This window comes from Rosenbergiella metrosideri (genome assembly GCF_022602565.1).
Lineage (GTDB): Bacteria > Pseudomonadota > Gammaproteobacteria > Enterobacterales > Enterobacteriaceae > Rosenbergiella > Rosenbergiella metrosideri.
Genome location: NZ_JALBCV010000036.1, coordinates 1 through 1858, shown reverse-complemented (window position 1 = coordinate 1858; position 1858 = coordinate 1). Strand labels below are relative to the sequence as shown.

The following is a 1858-nucleotide window of genomic DNA, read 5'->3' as shown; positions in this document are numbered from 1 at the left end:
CTAACCTCACCATCCTTCATGTAAAGATGGCTATTTATTATTTTCAACCGGTCTTCTTTATGTTCGATCGGGGTATTGGATTTATCTGTCACTTTCTTCTCCTTGGCCTAGTCCTATCCCACTTTGATTTGAGTAGCGTATAGACATAATCGAATGTCTTTACTTCACTGGCTTCGGGGATTCGTTGGCGTTTTCTGCGGGGTTTCGGGACGTCGTAAATGAGGTTCTGCATAACTATATTGGTGGGTGATCTATACCGCATGAGCACCTCGCCAGTGGTTATTGAAATCGGAAAGTCTGCGAGATACACCGAAAGATAGTTCGCTCTCCTTCTCGATTTTGCGGTATAGGTAGTTGCGCGCGTTATCGGGGTCAGCCATCCTTTCGAGAATATCACCGGTAACCATGCGGCTAGCCGCGGGCCTTAATCTTGCGCTTTCAATATTGGTGATTTCGATAATCTCTCGCATCGAGTACCAGCCCCCAGGCTCCATCTTTGAAAGGATTACTTCGCCGATAGTCATTTCTTTAACGCGCTGCATGGGAACCTCTCATATACTGGTAGAAATCTTGCAGTCGATTTGATACACCAAATTTAACCTCGGGTAATAGCCGATAAAATCGAACCGCCTGACGCCTCTCGCTTACAGTCGAATACTCAACCTTCCCTATTCTTATCAGCTTGGCTATTGCATTTTTGAATACGCCATCCTTTAGTCCAGAATCGCATTTACATCTAGAGCCCTTGGTGAAAGTGTCGTAGCTCAAGCACCCAATAATCGACATATCGATTTCGTTCAGTTCATCTCTGATAATCTTGGTGGAAATCTTGTTATCGCTACAAAAAGCGGCAACAGAACTGTTGCTCCTGCCAATCTCCTTTGCCATTTCGGCACAAGTGAATTTTCCAGCCATCTCCTTAATTTTCTTTATTTCATCACCCGTATAGGGATGGTATTTTCTGGATTTCATTCTTCCTGCTTCCTCTGTAGTTCTCGGTACTCGCAGTTGTCGGGAATGGTAAGTAAGCACCCGATACTCTGCGCCCATGATTCCACTTTGCTCAGGTAGTGATGCATATCGCCAGTCTTTAACTTCGACGTGTGCTTTAGCTCCTGAACGACTTTTTTCTCTCCGGTTACAACGTCTACTCGTTCGATTTCCTCATAACCCAGATAGCTATGCTTCATCGCATCCTTGACCCACTCCGGGGACGCAAAGGTTCGCCCGCGGCTAACGAGGTATTGGCTGATTTCCTCGTACCACATATGACTTAATGAGTTTTGCGGAAGGCTACGACGCTCGCGCCAAAAACAGAGATTAAGGCGGTAGGTTTTCCCGTCCTTGAGTAATTCTGAGAGGTGATTTTTTACTGATTCGAAGTTAGTGGAGTGTAACCGGAGTCCGTCTTTGGGATGTTCATTACTCTCCTTTCTTCAATGGTATCGCGCACTCTTCCCACTTGGATGTTACATACATTTCAGCTTCGTTAATTATGGTAAAAAGCATTTTAATGACCTCCGGCGACTTTCCTTGAAGGTCTATCTTTAACACCTTGATTGACTTCATATACGCCTCATTAAGAGAGCTACCTACATGGATACCCTTTGATTCAAAATAGGACTCCATCTTTCCAGTGAATCGTTGGCTTGCATCTTTATCGCCCTTTTCAATCATGGATAGATATGAGTTAGTGACACCTAATTCTTCAGCCATTTGTCGCTGATTAACTCCGGCGTCTATCCGAAATTTCCTGATTGTTTTTCCTAGTTCCGATAGTTTCATCACTCACCGCCTTTCATCATGAGGAATACAATGCAGATAGCTCGGAGCGGGTTCTGATGGTGGTGTTCGAGAT

4 protein-coding genes and 1 pseudogene are annotated in these 1858 nt (G+C 44.7%); all 5 read right to left on the bottom strand.

Going from position 1 to position 1858, the window contains the following annotated elements; all coding sequences use genetic code 11:
• Nucleotides 1-88: 88 nt before the first annotated feature.
• On the bottom strand, nt 89-232 hold the full coding sequence (locus tag MKR94_RS16295; protein ID WP_241640111.1) for a NinE family protein: 144 nt from the start codon (nt 230-232) through the stop codon (nt 89-91).
• Between the two features lie 19 nt (nt 233-251).
• Nucleotides 252-542, bottom strand: a complete 291-nt coding sequence (locus tag MKR94_RS16290; RefSeq protein ID WP_241647869.1) for a hypothetical protein — start codon at nt 540-542, stop codon at nt 252-254.
• Nucleotides 529-972: a hypothetical protein gene (locus MKR94_RS16285; protein ID WP_241647868.1), complete on the bottom strand. Its 444-nt coding sequence runs from the start codon at nt 970-972 to the stop codon at nt 529-531. The genes MKR94_RS16290 and MKR94_RS16285 overlap by 14 nt, the downstream gene beginning before the upstream one ends.
• A pseudogene (locus MKR94_RS16280) lies at nt 969-1415 on the bottom strand (YbcN family protein); the annotation flags it as partial. The gene MKR94_RS16285 and the pseudogene MKR94_RS16280, both read right to left, overlap by 4 nt.
• A gap of 7 nt (nt 1416-1422) precedes the next feature.
• Nucleotides 1423-1785: a helix-turn-helix domain-containing protein gene (locus tag MKR94_RS16275; protein ID WP_241647867.1), complete on the bottom strand. Its 363-nt coding sequence runs from the start codon at nt 1783-1785 to the stop codon at nt 1423-1425.
• Nucleotides 1786-1858 lie beyond the last annotated feature (73 nt).

Bases quoted from the DNA above. Each gene is read 5' to 3' on its own strand.
- MKR94_RS16295 (WP_241640111.1), bottom strand. From the start codon at position 232: ATGCAGAACCTCATTTACGACGTCCCGAAACCCCGCAGAAAACGCCAA.
- MKR94_RS16290 (WP_241647869.1), bottom strand. From the start codon at position 542: ATGCAGCGCGTTAAAGAAATGACTATCGGCGAAGTAATCCTTTCAAAG.
- MKR94_RS16285 (WP_241647868.1), bottom strand. From the start codon at position 972: ATGAAATCCAGAAAATACCATCCCTATACGGGTGATGAAATAAAGAAA.
- MKR94_RS16275 (WP_241647867.1), bottom strand. From the start codon at position 1,785: ATGAAACTATCGGAACTAGGAAAAACAATCAGGAAATTTCGGATAGAC.